Origin of the sequence: Pseudomonas guariconensis (assembly GCF_024127895.1) — a bacterium.
Lineage (GTDB): Bacteria > Pseudomonadota > Gammaproteobacteria > Pseudomonadales > Pseudomonadaceae > Aquipseudomonas > Aquipseudomonas guariconensis_B.
In genome coordinates, this window is the sequence record NZ_JAMYBK010000006.1 from 184,023 (window position 1) to 200,186 (window position 16,164).

The 16,164-nt window shown below is 66.1% G+C and carries 18 protein-coding genes; all 18 read right to left on the reverse strand.

Features of this window, described 5'->3' with window-relative positions; all coding sequences use genetic code 11:
* Positions 1-29: 29 nt before the first annotated feature.
* The 18 genes from NJF35_RS10030 to NJF35_RS10115 all read right to left on the reverse strand — a co-directional run bounded on the left by NJF35_RS10030 (position 30) and on the right by NJF35_RS10115 (position 16,161).
* Positions 30-476: an excinuclease gene (locus tag NJF35_RS10030; RefSeq protein WP_253079865.1), complete on the reverse strand. Its 447-nt coding sequence runs from the start codon at positions 474-476 to the stop codon at positions 30-32.
* A gap of 15 nt (positions 477-491) precedes the next feature.
* Positions 492-926, reverse strand: a complete 435-nt coding sequence (locus NJF35_RS10035) for a hypothetical protein (RefSeq protein WP_225787523.1) — start codon at positions 924-926, stop codon at positions 492-494.
* Between the two features lie 26 nt (positions 927-952).
* Positions 953-2,179, reverse strand: coding sequence for a beta-ketoacyl-ACP synthase (locus tag NJF35_RS10040; protein ID WP_225787522.1), 1,227 nt, complete (start codon positions 2,177-2,179; stop codon positions 953-955).
* Complete coding sequence (gene fabG / locus NJF35_RS10045) at positions 2,179-2,907, reverse strand: 3-oxoacyl-ACP reductase FabG (RefSeq protein WP_225787521.1); 729 nt, start codon at positions 2,905-2,907, stop codon at positions 2,179-2,181. The genes NJF35_RS10040 and fabG overlap by 1 nt, the downstream gene beginning before the upstream one ends.
* Positions 2,900-3,370 (reverse strand): hotdog family protein, encoded by a 471-nt coding sequence (locus NJF35_RS10050; protein ID WP_225787520.1) that lies wholly within the window; start codon positions 3,368-3,370, stop codon positions 2,900-2,902. Before NJF35_RS10050 ends, fabG begins: the two co-directional genes overlap by 8 nt.
* Positions 3,367-4,560 (reverse strand): beta-ketoacyl-[acyl-carrier-protein] synthase family protein, encoded by a 1,194-nt coding sequence (locus tag NJF35_RS10055; RefSeq protein WP_225787519.1) that lies wholly within the window; start codon positions 4,558-4,560, stop codon positions 3,367-3,369. The genes NJF35_RS10050 and NJF35_RS10055 overlap by 4 nt, the downstream gene beginning before the upstream one ends.
* Complete coding sequence (locus NJF35_RS10060; protein WP_253090987.1) at positions 4,557-5,042, reverse strand: hypothetical protein; 486 nt, start codon at positions 5,040-5,042, stop codon at positions 4,557-4,559. The genes NJF35_RS10055 and NJF35_RS10060 overlap by 4 nt, the downstream gene beginning before the upstream one ends.
* On the reverse strand, positions 5,039-5,770 hold the full coding sequence (locus NJF35_RS10065; protein WP_253090988.1) for a class I SAM-dependent methyltransferase: 732 nt from the start codon (positions 5,768-5,770) through the stop codon (positions 5,039-5,041). The genes NJF35_RS10060 and NJF35_RS10065 overlap by 4 nt, the downstream gene beginning before the upstream one ends.
* The gene (locus NJF35_RS10070; RefSeq protein ID WP_253090989.1) at positions 5,767-7,014 is read right to left on the reverse strand and encodes an NAD(P)/FAD-dependent oxidoreductase; all 1,248 of its coding nucleotides are present in this window, start codon (positions 7,012-7,014) and stop codon (positions 5,767-5,769) included. The genes NJF35_RS10065 and NJF35_RS10070 overlap by 4 nt, the downstream gene beginning before the upstream one ends.
* A gap of 159 nt (positions 7,015-7,173) precedes the next feature.
* Positions 7,174-9,495: an MMPL family transporter gene (locus NJF35_RS10075; protein WP_253090994.1), complete on the reverse strand. Its 2,322-nt coding sequence runs from the start codon at positions 9,493-9,495 to the stop codon at positions 7,174-7,176.
* Positions 9,485-10,087 carry an outer membrane lipoprotein carrier protein LolA gene (locus NJF35_RS10080; RefSeq protein WP_253090990.1) on the reverse strand — a complete coding sequence of 201 codons (603 nt, stop codon included), beginning with the start codon at positions 10,085-10,087 and terminating at the stop codon, positions 9,485-9,487. The genes NJF35_RS10075 and NJF35_RS10080 overlap by 11 nt, the downstream gene beginning before the upstream one ends.
* Positions 10,084-10,509: an acyl-CoA thioesterase gene (locus NJF35_RS10085; protein ID WP_225787514.1), complete on the reverse strand. Its 426-nt coding sequence runs from the start codon at positions 10,507-10,509 to the stop codon at positions 10,084-10,086. The genes NJF35_RS10080 and NJF35_RS10085 overlap by 4 nt, the downstream gene beginning before the upstream one ends.
* Entirely contained in the window at positions 10,502-12,046 is a 1,545-nt protein-coding gene (gene hutH, locus NJF35_RS10090; protein WP_225787513.1) for a histidine ammonia-lyase, read from the reverse strand. The genes NJF35_RS10085 and hutH overlap by 8 nt, the downstream gene beginning before the upstream one ends.
* A complete protein-coding gene (locus tag NJF35_RS10095; protein ID WP_225787512.1) occupies positions 12,027-12,965 on the reverse strand; it encodes a glycosyl transferase in 939 nt (312 codons plus the stop codon). The genes hutH and NJF35_RS10095 overlap by 20 nt, the downstream gene beginning before the upstream one ends.
* Positions 12,962-13,696, reverse strand: coding sequence for a glycosyltransferase family 2 protein (locus tag NJF35_RS10100; RefSeq protein ID WP_225787511.1), 735 nt, complete (start codon positions 13,694-13,696; stop codon positions 12,962-12,964). Before NJF35_RS10100 ends, NJF35_RS10095 begins: the two co-directional genes overlap by 4 nt.
* Positions 13,689-15,368 (reverse strand): AMP-binding protein, encoded by a 1,680-nt coding sequence (locus NJF35_RS10105; RefSeq protein ID WP_253079866.1) that lies wholly within the window; start codon positions 15,366-15,368, stop codon positions 13,689-13,691. Before NJF35_RS10105 ends, NJF35_RS10100 begins: the two co-directional genes overlap by 8 nt.
* Positions 15,365-15,910: a hypothetical protein gene (locus NJF35_RS10110; RefSeq protein WP_225787509.1), complete on the reverse strand. Its 546-nt coding sequence runs from the start codon at positions 15,908-15,910 to the stop codon at positions 15,365-15,367. Before NJF35_RS10110 ends, NJF35_RS10105 begins: the two co-directional genes overlap by 4 nt.
* Positions 15,907-16,161: an acyl carrier protein gene (locus NJF35_RS10115; RefSeq protein WP_225787508.1), complete on the reverse strand. Its 255-nt coding sequence runs from the start codon at positions 16,159-16,161 to the stop codon at positions 15,907-15,909. Before NJF35_RS10115 ends, NJF35_RS10110 begins: the two co-directional genes overlap by 4 nt.
* Positions 16,162-16,164 lie beyond the last annotated feature (3 nt).

Genomic DNA, 16,164 nt, shown 5'->3' on the forward strand with positions numbered 1-16,164 from the left:
AGCGTGCCGGTGATCGACGCGGGTCTGGGTCAGTCGACGCGAGCCAGGTCGCCCTTGAGGGCAACGCCAGCGATCACGGCACCGGCATGGCACTCATAGGTCGCAGGGTCCTTGCGCTCGTTCTTCTTGTAGTAGCTGGCGATATTGGTCACGGCGTTGGCATTGGCCTTGCGCGCGGCGTCCTGCAAGGTCAGCAGCGCTGACTGCAATGCCCACTCACAGGCCGCCTCGTCGCTCTTGTTGAACGCGTTGGTCTTTTTGTTGGTGACTGCATTGGGGCTGATCACCTTGACCTTTCCACGTGGCTGCACGCCGGCCAGGTAGAACTTCACCGAACCATCGAGCTTCTTCTCGGCCAGCATTTGCTGCACGACCTTCTCGAACGGCAGGTATAGCGCCGTGTCACGGGCCTGGCTGAGGCCGGGCAGGGCACAGAGCAACAGGGCGGTGGTGGCGGTCCAGGTCTTCAGACGCATGGGATCGTTCCTCGATCAGTTGTGGAGGGTTGCAGTGCCCTGCTGTTGCAGGATGTTCTGGGTGGCCAGAAGGTTCAGCTCGCGCAGGATGCTGCGGTCGAGGTTGTAGACCCAGCGGTTGTAGTTGCGGTGGATCTTGCCGTTCTTGTAGCCCAGCTCGCGGCTGTCGCGGTACGCGATGCGGAACTGGCTGGTGCTGTAGTGGATATCCACCGCGGCGAAGAAGGTGTTGCGTACGGTGATGTCGGCCTGGATCAGGTTGGGGCCGACGTTGCGTGCGGTCCAGCCTCGATCGGCGATGGCCTTGAGGATCGCCAGCTGCACCTGTGCCTGGCTGTAGCCGTGATTGGCGGCCAGTTGTTCCGCCGGGTTCATCACAGGCTTCGAGGTGCAGCCGGTCAGCGCGGTCAACGCCAGGCCCAGGGCCGCGGCGCGGATCAGTGAAGACATTCCTTGCTCTCCAGTAGGGTGGTATTTCAAGGCCAGCGGCGGAAGATCAACGAGGTGTTGACCCCGCCGAAGGCGAAGTTGTTGTTCATGACGTACTCGCGGCTCATGGCGCGGAACTCTCCTTGCAGGTAGTCCAGCTCGCCGCAGCGTGGGTCGATGTGATCGAGGTTGAGGGTGTGCACGTAGCGGTCGCTGTTCATCATCTCGATGCTGAACCACGATTCCAGCGCGCCGCAGGCCCCCAAGGTGTGGCCGAGGAAGCTCTTCTGCGAACTGATCGGCATGCGCGGGCCGAACAGGCTGCTGGTGGCCAGGGTCTCGGCGATGTCACCTTGTTCGGTAGCGGTGCCATGGCCGTTGACGTAGCCGATGGACTCGGGGGCAAGGCCTGCGTCCTCCAACGCCAGCTCCATGGCCCGGCGCATGGTGGCTTGTTCCGGACGGGTAGTGTGCTGACCGTCGGCATTGCTGCCGAAGCCGACGATTTCGGCGTGGATGCGTGCCCCGCGGGCCAAGGCGTGTTCGAGCTCTTCGAGCACCAGCATGCCGCCGCCCTCGCCGATCACCAGGCCGTCGCGGCCACTGTCATAGGGGCGGGGGCTCAGGTGCGGGGTGTCGTTCTTCAGGCTGGTGGCATACAAGGCGTCGAAGACCATGGCCTCGGTGGGGCACAGCTCCTCGGCTCCGCCCGCGAGCATCATCGGCAAGCGACCGTACTTGATCGCTTCGTAGGCATAGCCGATACCCTGGCTGCCGCTGGTGCAGGCGCTGGAGGTCGGGATCAGGCGCCCGGTCAGGCCAAAGAAGATGCTGATGTTGGCCGCAGTGGTGTGCGGCATCATGCGCACATAGGAGTTGGCGTTGAGCCCGTCGGCCACCGAGTTCAGCAGCATGTTGCCGAAGGCCTTGATTTCGTCGGTGCTGCCGGTCGAAGAACCACAGGCCACCCCCATGCGCCCGTCGCGGATGCTCGGGTCGTCGAGCAGGCCGGCATCGGCCAGGGCGCGCTCGGCGGCAGCCACCGCCAGGCGCGAGACGCGGCCCATGCTACGCAATTGCTTGCGGGTCCAGTGGCCAGGCACGTTGAAATCATCGATGGGCCCGGCCAGGCGAGTGTTGAGCTCCTCGAAGCGATCCCACTCGTCCATGCGCCGGATACCGCTGCGCTGGTTGGCGAAATGCCCGGCGATGGTTGCCCAGTCGTTGCCCAGGGCGGTAAGGCCGGCCATGCCGGTGACCACGACGCGGCGCATCAGCACAACCCCCCGTTGACCGCCAATACCTGGCGGGTGATGTAGGCCGCCTCCGGCGACATCAGGAAGTTCACCGCACTTGCTACTTCTTCTGGCGTACCCATGCGCCCGGCCGGGATCATCTTCAGCAGTTCTTCGACCGGTACGTGTTCGTCGAGCATCGCCGTGTCTATCAGCCCGGGAGCGACGCAATTGACGGTGATGCGGCGTTTGCCCAACTCTATCGCCAGGGCCTTGGCGGCGCCGATCAGGCCGGCCTTGGAGGCGCTGTAGTTGACCTGGCCGCGGTTGCCGATCAGCCCCGAGACCGAGGTGATGCAAACGATACGGCCCGGTGCTCGGCGGCGGATCATCGGCATCGTCAGCGGCTGCAGGACGTTGTAGAAACCATCCAGGTTGGTGCGCATGACCTGGTCCCAGTCCTCGTCGGTCAGCGCGGGGAAGGCGCCGTCACGGGTCAGCCCGGCGTTGCATACCACCCCGTAGTAAGCGCCGTGGGTGTCCACGTCGCTTTCCAGGATGGCCCGGCAGGCGGCGCGGTCGGCGACGTCGAACTGCAACACCCGCGCCTGTTGGCCCAGCCCCCGGACTTCGCTGGCGACGGCCTCTGCCTCGGTACGACCGCTGCGGCAGTGCAGAACCAGGTCGAAGCCTGCGCGGGCCAGGCGCAGGGCGATGGCTCGGCCGATGCCCCGGCTCGAACCGGTGACCAGGATGGTATCAGTCATGGGGTGACTCCTCTGGGCCTGCTTCAGCCAGGTAACTGGCCGCTTGCGGCGGACGATAGACATTCAGGCGGGCCGTGGCGTAGATGCCGGGGGCGCGCAGGTGGCATTCGAACACACCCATGCCGTTCTCGTCTTCCAGTGAGCGCAAGGCGTGGATGTGCAGCTCGGTGCCTGCCGGGAAGTGCTCGACGTCACATTCGTACTTGCGGGTACCGAGCAGGAAACCCAGCGCCACTGGCTGGCCTTGGCGGCGTGCACGGCAACCGGCATAGGCGGCAACGCTCTGTGCCATCAACTCGATGCCGAGCCAGGCTGGCAGGCTGCCGTCGGCACGGTTGAACAGGCCGCCGGGGCGAACGGTGGCGCGGGTGTGTATCTGCTCTTCATCGCAGTTGTCGACCTGGTCGATCAAGATCATGTCGCCGGCGTGAGGCAGCAGCTCGGCCAATGGCCAGGGGATCATGGGACGTCTCCGAGAATCAGGCTGACGTTGTTGCCGCCGAAGGCGAACGAATTGCTCATCAATCGACGTGGGCTTCGCGTGCTCAGGCACTGGCCTGCCCTGGTCAGCGACAGGGCCGGCAATTGCGGATCGGCCTGGCCATCCCAGACATGCGGCGCCAGCAGGCCCATCGGGTTGTGCTCGCTCAGGCTCAACCAACAGAATGCCGCCTCCAGTGCGCCCGCGGCGCCAAGGGTGTGGCCTGTCATGGGCTTGCTCGAGGAACACGGCAGTGCGGAACCGAACAGCTCATGCACTGCCAGGCTTTCCATGGCGTCGTTATGGGGGGTGGCGGTGCCATGCAGGTTCAGGTAGTCGATTTGCCCTGGCACGAGGCCAGCATTGTCCAAGGCTTTGCGCATGGTCTGCAAGGCACCTTTGCCGGTTGGGTCCGGCGCCGAGATGTGATGTGCATCGGAGCCGGCACCCGTGCCGAGCAGGGCGATGGACGGGCCTGCGGGGTTACGTTCGCGAGTCATCAGGAACAGCGCCGCGCCTTCACCGATGTTGATGCCGTTGCGGTTCACCGAGAACGGATTGCAGCGATGGTCGCTGAGCGCTTCCAAGGCGCTGAAGCCGTTGAGGGTCAGGCCGCAGAGGCTGTCGACACCGCCGCACAGAACCGCGTCGCAAAGGCCCAGGTCGAGCAGCCGGCGCGCACTCGACAGGGCACGCCCACTGGACGTGCAGGCTGTGGAAATCACGTAGGCCGGGCCGCTTAGTTGTAGCCAGTCGGCAAGGAAGTTCGCGGGGGCGCTGAGTTCCTGTTGGTCGTAGCGGTAGCGCTCGGGAAAGTGCTGGGTCTTGAGGTACTCGGCAATGCCATCGCTGGCCTCGGCGATGCCCGAGGTGCTGGTGCCCAGAATCACCGCAACCCGACCGGCGCCATGGCGGTCGATGGCCTGGCGGATGGCCGGCTCGATCTGCAGGGCGGCGCTGTACAGCAGTTGGTTGTTGCGGCTGTGCTGCCCTGGCAGGGGGACTGCCGGGAGCTCGCCTGTCACCGCGCCGACCGGTGGGCTGCGCTCGGCGATCCAGCCCTCTTGGGGCTGCATGCCGGAGCAATCTCCCGCGAACAGATGGGCGGCGACTTCGGCTTGGCCACGGCCTAGGGCACAGACCAGGCCCAAGGCATTGAGGTAGGCGGTCATGGCGTATTCTCGCTGGGCAGTGGGCTGATTAGATAGCGCAGGCCTTGGCCGAGGTTCAAGTCGAAGGTGTCGGCCGCCCGATAGGTGACCTGCCAACGGTCGCCCAACCAGCGCAACTCGCCCTGCTGATGTGCTTGCGGATAGAGCTGTGGCAATTGCCCGGACGGTGTCAGGGCGAACAGCACGGCAGCGAACAGTTCGCGGGCTTGCGGGTTGGGTGGCAACAGGCCGTCGGCCTGCCAGTGTTCACCTTCGAGCAGTTGGCGGGCGAGGGGGATGCCTAGCAGGTCGAGCAGCGACCAGCGCAATCGGCCTTCCTCGCGCTGGATCACCAGCAGCCAGTCCTGGCGCTGCCCGGCCTGCTCGCGCTCGACGTGCAATTGCCGCGGCAGATCCAGCTGCGGTAGCTGCGTAGGCAGCGGCGGGCGTGCGGCACAGGCGCCGAGCAGCAGGCACAGGATGATTGCCAGCAGGTACTTCACGGATGCTCCAGGGGCTTGCGTGCCACTACGTTGACCAGGGTCTCTTCTCGTTGGCCAACGGGCGGCGGCTTGCGCAGGCCGAGGCGTTCGAGCAGGCCGAAGTCTTTGGCCCGGCTCCACCACAGGTAGGGGTACGAGATGTTGTGCGAGGCGAATTCGAACCCTTGATCGCGCAGCATCCGCAGGTATTGCTCGGCGCTCTTCTGCACGTGCATGGGGTGACGGAACAACCAGCGAATCACCCAGGTGTCGATGTACGCCTCGGTAGATTCGGCGAATAGCAGGTAACCGCCGGGCTTGAGCACCCGGTAGAACTCGGCCAGGGCTTGTTCCTGTTCCACCAGGTGGTGGAAGGTCTGGTGGCAGAACAGGATGTCGATGCTGGCATCGGCGAACTGCAATCGAGCGCAGTCGCTGCCACGCAGTTCCACGTCGAGTCCCAGGCGTTCTGCCTCCGCCGCGCTGAGCTCGAGGCTGTGCGGGTCGGCATCGGTGCCGAGCAGCCGCGACGGCGCGAACACCTGCTGCAGGTGCTTGAACGATTTGCCCTGGCCACAGCCGGCGTCGAGCAGTACCGGTGCCTGCGGCGGCTCGTCGTCGAACAGGCGGCGCAGGTCGTTGATGGCCACTCGCAGCACATGATGCTGCCAGGTGTGGCTGCGCAGGAACCAGAAGCCGAAGCGGGTCTCTTCGACGTAGGTGTCGCTGAGGAACGGTTGCTGGCTCATGCCGGCGCCCTCGCGCACAGTTCGGCCAAGGTCTGCAGGCGGCGCCTGGGCTCGACGACGAACGGATTGCGCAGGTCCCAGGCATAGCCGGCGAGGATCGAACTGATCATGGCGCGGATCTCAGGTGAGCTGCCGGGGTGGTGGATCACGTCCTGGAAGCTGCCGTCGTACCAGCCTTCGACATAGGCGCGGAAGGTATCGATGCCACGCTTGAGCGGTTCGGCGAAGTCCCGCTGCCAGTCCACCGCCTCGCCTTGCAGCTGGCGGTGCAGTAGGCCGGCGGCCATGCTGGCCGAACGCATGGCAATGGTCACGCCCGAGGAAAACACCGGGTCGAGGAACTCGGCGGCATTGCCCAGCAGCGCGAAGCCCTTGCCGTGCAGGGCCTTGACGTTGGCCGAGTAGCCGCCGATGGCGCGCGCCGGGGTGTCCCAGACGGCGTTGGCCAGCACCTTGGACAGGCTGGGGGCCTGGGCCACGAAGTGCTTGAGGCAGGCGTCCAGGTCGCCGGGCGCGTCGGCGAAGCGCTCGGCAGCGGCAACGACCCCTAGCGAGGTGCGGCCATCGCTGAACGGGATGGTCCAGAACCAGATGTCGCGGTGTTCGGGGTGGGTGGTGATGAGGATCTTGTCGCGGTCGAAGCCTGGGTGGTCGATGCGGTCCTCGATATGGGTGAACACGGCCTGGCGCACTGGGAAGTTCGACGGCGCCTCCAGGTCGAGCAGCCGTGGCAGCACACGGCCATAGCCGCTCGCGTCGAGCACGAAGCTGGCATGCACGGGGTACTCGCTGCCGTCGGCACGGCGTACCTGCAGGTACGGTCGTTCCCCATCCATATCGGCGCTGACGATTTCATGCTCGTAGCGGATTTCCACGCCTTGCGCTTCGGCCTGGTCGGCCAGCAGTTGGTCGAAGCGTGCCCGCTGCACCTGGAAGGTGGTCGGCCGGCCTTTGCTGAAGGTCTGGCCAAAGTCGAAGTCGGTGTACGCCTCACCCCAGGCGAAGGCAGCGCCGTTTTTCAGTTGGAAACCTGCCGCCTGGAGGGCATCGAGCATGCCGGCCTCCTCGACGAAGTCGATGCAGTGCGACAACAGGCTTTCGCCGATCGAGAAGCGCGGAAACCGCTGGCGCTCGAGGACCAGCACGTCGTGCCCCCGACGTTTGAGCAGGGTGGCGGCGATAGCACCGGATGGGCCGGCGCCAATCACCACCACGGGGTGATGTTGCAGTTCAGGGTTCGGCATGAGGCCTCCTTGCCGGTGGAGCAGTTGTCAGGCTGGCCATTGCAGGCAGCAGGGTGATCGGTGGTCGTTGGCTGGCGATTGAGGGCAACCCGAGACGCGTGCCGAGCGTGCTGGCCGGCGCATGCATCGCCAGGGCCGGTGCCCATGACAGAAGGCGGGTCATGGCGAGGTGTGCGCTCCATCGCGAGGGGCAGCCCAGGGGGCCAGCAGGAAGCTGAAGACCAGGCCCAGGCTTACCGCCAGGCCGAAGTTGCTCACTGCTGGCGTGCTCGACAAGGCCAGCAGGCCGAACGACAGCCAGGTGGTGAGTGCCGCCAGCAGGATACCCAGCAGACTCACGGCACCGCCGCCGATGCGCTCATGCATCAGGATCGCGTAGTCGACGCTGATCGCCGTTACCAGCAGCAGGCCGAACAGGCTGAACAGGGTCAGTGGCTGACCGAGCCAGCCGAGGCTGGCCAGGCTGCACAGGGCTGCCAGAAGTGGCAGGGCCACGATGCGCAGGGCGCCGCGAAGGCCGAAGGGCAGGGCCAGTAGCACCAGGATCAGGGCGCAGGACAGCAGCTTGAGTTCGGCGGCGCTGACCTGGGTGGCCGCGAATACCTGGTTCAGCTCACCCAGCCGGTCTATCAGTTGCACCCCGGCCAGTTCAGCGGTGTGCAGGCGCAGCAGGGCGGCATCGCCCAGGCCCTGCAAGCTGACGATGGCGGCCACGCCCGTACCGTCCTGGCCCAGCCACAACGGCCGCCAGGCTTCGCCCAGGGGGCCGGCGAGCACTTGGTCGATGGTCTGCACGGGTAGCTGCAACAATTGTGCTTGCTCGGCGACCAGGGCCGCTTCTGGCACGCCCAGGGCCACGAGCGGTTGCCAGTGCGCGCCGAGGGCTCCCAGGGCCTGACGTGCCTGCGCTTGTTCAGCGGGGCTGGCGATGATCTGGCTGAGGCTCATGTAGCCCTTGAGCTCGCCCTGCGCCACCCATTCGTCGAGCTTGCTGGACAGCGCCTCCAAACGATCGAGCAACGCTTGCTGGTCGGCGCCGCGCACCAGATAGAACTGGCTGGTCGGCTGGTAGCCTGTGATGCGTGCCACTGCCTGGGCTTCTTCGAGCAACTGGGGTGGGCTGCCGACCCATTGACGGATATCGTTGCGGCTGTTCAGGTGCCACAGGCCGGTGGCACAGAACAGGGCTAGCAGGACCAGCAGCGCACTGCTTGGCACCCTGCGCAGCAGGCGTTCGCGCCAATCGGTGAGCGTTTCGGCGATGCGCAGTGGCCACTGCGCCGGCTGCAGCTCGACCTTCCCCAGCAGGGCAGGCAGCAGGCACACCGCGCTCAGGTAGGCGCCGACCAGGCCTGCGGCGGAGAAGGCGGCGATCTGGGTCAGTGCCGGGAAGGGCGTGAAAGCCAAGGCCAGGTAGCCGATGCAACTGGTCGCCAGGCTCAGGCTCATGCCCGGCAGGGTCAGGCGTACGGCTGGCCAACTGCGCCAAGGCGTCAGGCTCCAGCTCTTGGACAAGTAGTGCAGGGGATAATCCACCGCCACGCCGATCAGGCTGGAGCCCAGCACCAGGGTCATGACGTGCATCTGGCCGAACAGCATCACGCAGACCACCGAGCCGAACAGCATGCCCACCAGGACCGGGACAAACGCCAGCAACACTCGCCAGCGCTTGAACGCCAGCAGCAACAGCAGCAGGATGCCGAGGGTGGCGCCACCACCGACCCAGGTGATCTCGCGGCTGGCCTGTCGTTGGCCAGCGGCGGCATGCAGCAGGCCGCTGGCTGCCAGGAGATGGGCGCCCTGCTGGTCGGCCTGGGTGCGGCTGCTGGCGAGCAGGTCGGCCACCTGCAAGGGCAGGTGCATGTCGAAGGCATCGGCGTAGGTACGTGCGCGCAGCAGTACCCAATGCTTGCCCTCGGCCTTGGCGATCAGGGCGCCACCGGCGGTGTCCAGCTCGACGTTGGCAGGTTTGGGCTGGCTGGCCTGGATACGTCCGGTCAGGCCCAGCCAGTCGTCTTGGCTGGACACCAGGCTGAAGCCGGCGAAGGGGTCGAACAGGTTGTGCACACGCTGCTCGACGAATGCGTCGGGATCCTTGCGCAGTTGCTGGCGATCCGTGGCCGAAAGCATGGCCAGGCGCCCTTGCAGCAGTTGTTCGCGTACGGCGGCGAGGTCGGTCTGCAGGCTCCACTGCACCTTTTCGAACAGCCCGCTGGCCTGCCATTGTCCAGCCAGACGCTCGGTCATGGCGAGCGCCTGCTGGCGGTCGGGGTGACCGACCAGCACCAGCAATTCGCGGTTCAGCGGCTCTTGCATGCGCTGTTCGGCGCGCTTGACCAGCGGGTCTTGGCTCGCGCCGGGGACCAGGGTCATCAGATCGGCCGACAGCGGTGCCCCCCGGTGCCATTGCCAGCCGACGACGGCGAGCATGACCAGCAACAAGGCCAGGAACAGGCGGGGCAACAGGCGTTCAGTCGGCAAAATCACGGCGCTCCGGGTCGTCCAGGGTGGCCGCGCCGCTGCTTTGGGGCATGCGCAGAACGGTCCTGTCGCCTTGGGTTTCGTTCAGTTCGATGCGCTCAACGAAGCGCCCACCGGTGATGTCGATATGCTTGAAGACCTGCTTGAGCAGTAGCGAACGAGGTGTCAGGCGCAGTTGCCAGTGCTGCGCGTCGCCCGACAGGCTCAGTTCGAAGTCACGTTGCAGGCCGCTGCTGTCGCCTTGCAGCACGGCGAAGAACAGGCGGTTTTGTTCGGCGGCGGCACTGCGGCTGGGCAAGGCTTGCCAGCCCTCCGGGGTACGCCGGGCGATGCCGCTGGCGTCGATACGGTAGTCCTGGCGCAGGGGCGCTTGCAGCTGCCACAGCAGGCCATGGTCGCGGGCGAGGACGAAGCGGCCTTCGCTCAGCAGCGGTTGCGGCAGGGCACGCAGGTGTTTTTCCTGGATGAATGGCCCCTTGACCACCGCCGTGTCGCCCAGGTGTTTCTGCAGATCGTCCAAGTCGAAGGCCTGGGCCAAGGCGCTGGCGGCCAGTAGGGCGAGCGTGGCGAGCAGGTGCGCGAGGCGCTTCATGACAATACCTTCTGCACCGCGTCGAGCATGACCTGCGGTGACGCCAGTTGCATTTCCCCGCTGTCGATATGCACCGCGACCTGCACCGTACTGGCGCGGGTCATGCGCTCGCCTGTGGCGGCATCGCTGATCAGGTAGTGGATCTTCAAGCGGTTTTCCCACTCCACCAGGCTGGCCCGCACCTTCAGGTGCTGGCCGAAGGTGGCGCCACGGATGTAGCGCAGCTGCAGGTCGATCACCGGCCAGGCATAGCCGCTGGCCTGCATCTGCAGGTAGTTGTGCTCGAGACGGTCGAGCAGTGCGCAACGGGCTATCTCCAGGTACTTGACGTAGTGGCCGTGCCAGACGATATGCATGCTGTCGACGTCGAAGAAGGGGACGACGATCTCGCTGTCGACATGGAAGACGCCGGGGCTACGCATGCAACCTCCAGTGGCGCTCGCCGATACGTTCGAGGCACAGGCGCAGGTCGCTTTCCAGGGCTCGGTCTTCGATGACCGGGGCGAAGTCTTCCAGCAGGGCCTCATGCATGCGTGCCAGGGCCGGCGGCAATGGCCGCGCAGCGGCTTGGCGGGCACGCAGCCAGACACCTTGGTTGGCTGCCAGCAGGGTCGCGGCGGCGACTTGCTCGGTCAGTTCCAATACGCGCAGGGCGTCGCGCGCGGCAATGGTGCCCATGCTCACCTTGTCCTGGTTGTGGCATTCGGTGGAGCGGGAGAAGACGCTGGCCGGCATGGTCTGCTTGAGGGCTTCGGCCGTCCAGGCGCTGGCACCGATCTGCACGGCCTTGAAACCGTGGTTGATCATCGCCCGGTCGGCTTCGGCGCCGGAGAGGTTGCTCGGCAGGCCGTGGTTGTAGCGCACGTCTACCAGCAGCGCGAGCTGGCGGTCGAGCAGGTCGGCGACATTGGCGACCAGGGTCTTCAGGCTGTCCATGGCGAAGGCGATATGGCCGCCATAGAAGTGCCCGCCGTGCAGCACACGCTCGGCTTCGCCATCGATGATCGGATTGTCGTTGGCGCTGTTCAACTCGGTCTCGATGAAGCCTCGCAGCCAGCCCAGGCTATCGGCCAACACCCCTAGTACATGGGGAGCGCAGCGCAGCGAGTAACGGTCTTGCAAGCGGTGCAGCGGCGGCAGCGGGGCGTCGAGGGCGAGATCCTGGCGTAGCCAGGCGGCGACCTGGGCCTGGCCAGGGTGCGGTTTGGCGGCGAACAGGCGCTCGTCGAAGTGCTCGGGGTTGCCCTGCAGACCTATGACGTTGAGTGCGGTGATGCGCGTGGCCAGGTGCAGCAGGTAGTCGGCGCGGGCATAGGCCAGGCAGGCCAGGCCCGTCATCACCGCGGTGCCGTTCATCAGTGCCAGGGCTTCCTTGGGCCGCAGCACCAGCGGTTGCCAGCCCAATTCACGGTGTACGTCCGCGCTGCTACGGCGCTCGCCCTGGTAGAGCACCTCGCGTTCGCCGGACAGTGCGGCGGCGACGTACGACAGCGGGGTCAGGTCGCCGCTGGCGCCCACCGAGCCCTCTTCCGGGATCAGCGGCAGGATGTCGTGTTCGAGAAACGCCCGCAGGCGCTCCAGCAATGCCAGGCGCACGCCCGACACGCCATGACTGAGCGAGCGTAGGCGGGCGGCGAGCACCGCGCGAGTGGCGATGGGGCCGAGCAGCTTGCCCAGGCCACAGCCATGGAAGGTGTACAGGTGTCGGGGCAGCGCTTCCACGTGCTCCAGCGGTACGGCCACCACGCAAGAGTCGCCATAGCCGGTGGTCACGCCATAGATCACCCCTTCCTTGTCGAGCAAGGTGTCGAGAAAGCGTGCGCCGCGGTCGATGCGCTCGCGATAGGCAGGATCGTCCTGCAGGCGCACCGGGGCCCGGCGCTCGGCCAGGGCCAGGACATCCTCGATCGCGAGCGGCGACTCGCCGAAGGTTACAGGCTCATGCGGATGCATCGTCATCGGTCTTCCAGAAGGGGTAGAAATTGAACCATTGCAGGGGGGCCTGGCAGCAGTAATGGCCGAGACGATCGGCGTAGCGCACGGCCCATTCGGCGATCACCTGCTCGCGTTGGCCACGCCGCCAGTGCAGGCGCTCGACGAACGGTTCGAGGACGACCCGGTAGCGGCCCTCGTGCTTGAGACAGAACAGCAAGTTGAGCGGGCAGCCCAGCAGCCCGGCCAGTAACCACGGGCCCTGCGGAAAGGCGGCCGGATGGCCGAGGAAGTCCACCTCGACCGTGCGCGTGCCGTGCAGCGGGATGCGGTCACCGGCGATGGCCAACCACTCGCCGCGTTCCAGGCGTTCGGACAACTGCAGCATCACTGCCGGATCCAGCTCGCTGACCTGGATCAGCCGCAGGTTGCTGGCCCCGGCCTCGCCCAGCAGGCGGTTGAAGCGCTCGGCATGGCGAGTGTGGACCAGTACGTTCATGGTGACCTGTTCGCCGATCTCGGCCAGGGCGCGGCACACCTCGAGGTTACCCAGGTGTGCGCCCACCAGCAGTTGGCCGCGTTCGCCATGCAGTCGCTGGCGCAGTTGGGCCGGGTCCTCGATCTCGATGTCTTCCAGGCGCAGCCTGCCGTTCCACACGTCGAGCTTGTCCAGCAGGGCCTCGGCGAATGCCATGAATTGACGGAACACCCGCCATTGGCTGGGAGCCGGTACCTGCCCGCCGCTCCACTGGTTGAGCCGCTGCTGGTATTGCCAGGCGCTGCGCCGGGCGCGACGGCCGAACAGGAAGAAATAGGCGACAACCACATGGATCAGCGGGCTGAGCATGCGGCGGCCAAGCAAGCGCACCAAGGTCGCGGTCAGCTTCATCAACCAGAAGCTGCCGCGCTCCTGCTGCTCGGCCCAGTGCTGTGGTTGCCCGCTCATGCGCGATACCTGCGCCAGAGGATCAGCGGCGCACGTAGGAGCATGCCGAAGAACAGCTTGGCATGCATCTTCGAGATCAGCGCGTTGTCGTGGAACAGGCGAAAGTGCGACAGGCCGTCCTGCGGGTAGTGGACCCGTGTCGGCAGCCAGCGCATTGGCTGGTTACGCCATGACAGGCGCACCAGGATCTCCGGGTCGAAGTCCATGCGCCGGCCGAGGTTGACGCTGTCGATCAAGGCCAGTGTCACGGGCAATGGGTAGATACGCAAACCACACATGGCGTCGGGGATGCGCAGCGACAGGCTGTTGATCCACACCCACACGTGGGTGAGGTAGCGGGCGTACAGGCGGCCCTTGGGTACGCTGGCATCGTATTGTGGATAACCGCACACCAGCGCTTGTGGATAAGCCTGCGACTGTTCCAGGAAGCGGCTGACGTCGGCCAGGTCATGCTGCCCATCGGCGTCCACCTGCAAGGCATGGCTGAAGCCCAGGCGTGCGGCTTCGCGCAGGCCGGCCATGACGGCGCCGCCCTTGCCTTGGTTGACCGGCAGGTTGACCAGGTGCACATCGTCTTGCTTGGCCAGTTGCCGCAGTACCTGGGCACAGGGCGCATGGCTGGCGTCGTCGACCAGCACGCAAGGCAGGCCGGCGCGTAGCAGGTTGTCGACCACCGACGGCACTGCTTGCTCATGGTTGTACACCGGGATCACAGCGCAGGCCCTATGCACGGGAAGCCTCCAGCAGAATGCGGCCACTGGCGCAGGCTTGTCCGGCGCAGCTGTAGGCGAAATACAGTTTGCCGCGCTCGGTATCGAAGCGCAGGGTCAGTGCCAACTCGTCGCCAGGGCGGACCAGTTGCTGGAATTTGAGCACCTCCATGCCGACGAAGCGGCCATCGATGCCGAGTAGTTCGCGGGCCTGGGCGATAGCCCAGTCGATCTGCACCACTCCCGGTAGCACCGGTGCCTGCGGGAAGTGCCCGGTGAAGCAGGCCAAATCCACGGGTACGGCAAGGCGCAGGTGCCATGTGTCACCTTCCTGGCGCTGTTCCAGGCATTCTGCGGCCATGCTGCGAGGGGCCTGCAAAAGGGCCTGGAGTTGAGCCTGTGGGAGTTTGCCCTGGGCATTGAGGGGCAACTGCCGGAGCAGGCGCCAGCGGCGTGGCAGCGCCAGGGCCTCGCAATGGGCGGCCAGGTGTTGGCGCAAGCCTTCCACCAGGGTGCGGCGACCATGGTTGCGCAGGGTATGCAGGCCGTTGGCAGAGAGCACCAGGAGCGCCCCAAGGTAGGCGCGACCTTCCTCGATCATGCCCAGGCGCGCCTCGGCAACCCAGGCGTGAGTGCACAGCGCCTGTTCGAGCATGGGCAGGGAGATGCGCTTTTCTTCCAGCTTGACGATGCGATCCAGGCGACCGAGCAGGCGAAAGCGGCCGTCGCTGGTGAACTCGACGGCGTCGGCGCTCTGCTCGACATGCCCAGCAGGCAGGTACGGTGATGCGATGCGCAAGGCGCCCTGTTCATCCTGGCTCAAGCGCATGTCGGCGAACGGTTGCCACAGGGCTTCACCTTGCCGCCAGGCGATACCGCCGGTTTCGGAGCTGCCGAGAATTTCCGTTGGCCATTGGCCCAGGCGCTGGTGCAAGCGCTCGGCGGCATCGGCAGGCAATTCGCCACCGGAGGAAAAGACCTTGCGTACCAGGCTCAGGGCCGGCCAGTCGAGGTTGTCACCCATGCGCTTGAGCAGGGCGGGGCTGGCCACCCAGGCGAACGCCGGGTGCTCGCGGCTGGCGCGCTGCAGGTCTTCGGGGAAGGGCAGTTGGCGCCTGTCGAAACCGCGCCCGGCACAGAGCGGCCATAACACGCGAAACAGCAGGCCATAGATGTGCTGGGTGGCGACGCTACCGATGATCCAGGCGTCGCCCAGGGCCCCGCCCCAGAGCTGTTCCAGGGCCGTTACCTCGTTGGCCAGTTGGCGCAGTCGCTTGTCGATGCGCTTGGGTTCGCCACTGGAGCCGGAGGTGCACAGGCTGATGCGGCACTGATCCAGGTCGAGGTCCGCCGGTGGCAATGGGGCGGCCTGCAGGGCCTCTGGGGCCAGGTCACCTGGTTGGTCGCTGAGCCAGAGATCGACGTGGGCGTTCCAGCGTTCGCGGGTGCCCGGTTGCAGGTCGGCGGGCAACAATACCTCGACCCCGGCACGCCAGGCGCCGAGCAGGGCGACAGCCAGCTGTGCGGCATCCTCCAGATGCACTGCCAGGCGCTGCACACCACGTTGGCGCAGGCCGCCGGCCAGGCAAAGGGCCTGTTGGCACAGGGCGGCATGGTCCAGGGCCGGGGCCTGGGTCACCTGGCGTGGCGCATCCAGCGGGCGCAGCAGGTGCTCAAGGTCGATCCAGTTCATGGGCGTCCTCGCACGCGTTGTCTTATCAGCCATTCGACGGCGAACAGCAGGCCCATGGCGGCATACGCGACCAGGCCATTGTAGAGGGTCCACCAGCTCAGCGGCCCCCACAGGGCGAGGGCGGTGGCGATCAGGCCATTGGCCAGGAAGAACAGGCACCAGACCTGGGTCACACGGCGCGTGTAGCGCACCGCGTGCGGGGGGAGCTGCGGGTCGCGCAGGCGCGCCAGGCGTTCGATGACCGGCAGGCCGCGCAGCAGGCTGGCGCCGAACAGGACGAGCATGAATGTGCTGATCAGCACCGGATACCAGCGCAAGAGATGCGGGCTGTCGGAAAGGCCCAGCAGGGCACAGAAGGCCAGGGCCGCCACTGCCATCCCGAGGCTGCCGGGGCGGTGTGGCGCGCTCAGGGCGCGGGCCAGCCACAAGGCACCGAGCAGCAGGCCGAACTGCCACGGGGCGAAGTGCGTCATGCCGAAATGCACTGCAAAGGGATACAGCACACCGGCCGCCAGCAAGCCGAGGCCGATCAGGCGCTTCATGCCGGAGGGTTGACCAGGCGGAACACCGCTTCGACCACATCGTTGACGGTGCGTACCGACTTGAAGTCGTCGGCGGTGATTTTCTTGCCGGTCTGGCGCTTGATGTGGTCGATCAGGTCGACGGCGTCGATGCTGTCGATCTCCAGGTCCTGGTACAGGTTGGCGTCCAGGCTGATGCGAGACGGTTCCAGTTCGAACAGTTCTACCAGGGCGTCGCGCAGGATGTTGAAGATGTCTTCGCGGGTTTGCATGGG